The organism is Sphingobium sp. PNB (genome assembly GCF_019873065.1).
GTDB classification, from domain to species: domain Bacteria; phylum Pseudomonadota; class Alphaproteobacteria; order Sphingomonadales; family Sphingomonadaceae; genus Sphingobium; species Sphingobium fuliginis.
Genome location: NZ_JAINEZ010000212.1, coordinates 1 through 1,332, shown reverse-complemented (window position 1 = coordinate 1,332; position 1,332 = coordinate 1). Strand labels below are relative to the sequence as shown.

The window sequence follows — 1,332 nt, the reverse complement described above, 5'->3', positions numbered from 1 at the left end:
TGGACACCTTCTGTCATTGGGTGCGGGACTGCAAGGTAGATCGACTTGGGGTTCATGCTTCTGTCCGTGATCGACGCGTGGTCGTCACATGATGCGGTCGGAAAAATCAGGGTAGCCGATCTCGAAAACGGCGTTGATCGCCAAAGCGTCCAGCGGCTTGTCCCTGACCATCGTCCCCTCGCCGGTCACCCGCAGGGGACCTCTACGTAGCTGAGTATCCGGGCATCTTTTCTCTCCTCGAAGGCTATGCCGGCTGGCCGTACCTGAAGTCGGCTTCATCGACCCACATCCGGTGCAGAATGATGCCAAGCTTGCGGGCGAGCGCGACCTTGGCGCGCTTCGCGCTGCGGCGCTTGGCGATATTCATTGCCCAGGCCTTGATCTTCGACCATTTCGCCACGCGCGTCATCAGAACGTGCGCTGCCTCGAACAGAGCGACCCTGACCGCCGGATCACCGGCACGACTGATCCCGCCGTTCCGATCTATCTCGCCCGATTGATATTTTCGCGGCGTCAGGCCGAAGCAGGGACCGACTGACTTGGACGATCGAAAGCGGGCAGGATTATCGACCGCGGCACGGTAGGTAAGCGCGACAATCGCGCCAACGCCTGGCGCGGTCATGAGCCTCCGGCATACGGCGTCGGTGCGAACGATATCCCGGACCTGCCCATCCAGGACAGCCAGCTGCGCGCGTAATACTTGGCGCACAACGAGCAAGGGTTCCATGATGGAGGCAAGCGTTGCATTGCCCGAGACTATGTCGCGGACGGCATCATCCCAACGGCCCCGCAGCAGTCGGCCGAGGCGCAGGCCGAAACCCTTCAACAACCCGCGTACGCTATTCTCGATGTCCTTCTGCCGGCGCATCAATGTCGACCGCGCGGCCAGCAACGTACGCTGCTCGCGGGCGGGAATGGTCTTGACGTGCACCGGCCTGAACCAGCCCGAGCGCAATAGCTGGGCCATACCCCGGGCGTCGTTGCGGTCCGTCTTCATGACCATCGCCGACAGCGCAGCGCGGACCTGCCGGGTCTCCATCAGAACCGGCTCAATCCCTGCGTCCTGGAGGCCGCGAAAAAGCCATTCCGAAAGCGGTCCGGCCTCGAAGCCGACCAGTTCGAGTTCAGCGCTGTAGGGGGCCAGGCAATGGGCGATCGCCTCCGGATCGCTAATCGTCACTGCTTCCAACAGAATATTGCCACCGGCGTCGATCACGCAAATCGCCGTCTTATCCATAGAAACATCAAGCGCGGCATAGGCAGTCATGGCTTTCCTCCTCGATAGGGGATGCTCAATATGGGGCGAATCGCACCCAATGACCGCATCTCGAA

Annotated in this window: 1 protein-coding gene; it reads right to left on the bottom strand. The window is 61.5% G+C overall.

The features are described 5' to 3' along the window. Nucleotides 1-244 precede the first annotated feature (244 nt). Complete coding sequence (locus tag K7W03_RS27450; RefSeq protein ID WP_008832424.1) at nt 245-1,267, bottom strand: IS110 family transposase; 1,023 nt, start codon at nt 1,265-1,267, stop codon at nt 245-247. Nucleotides 1,268-1,332 lie beyond the last annotated feature (65 nt).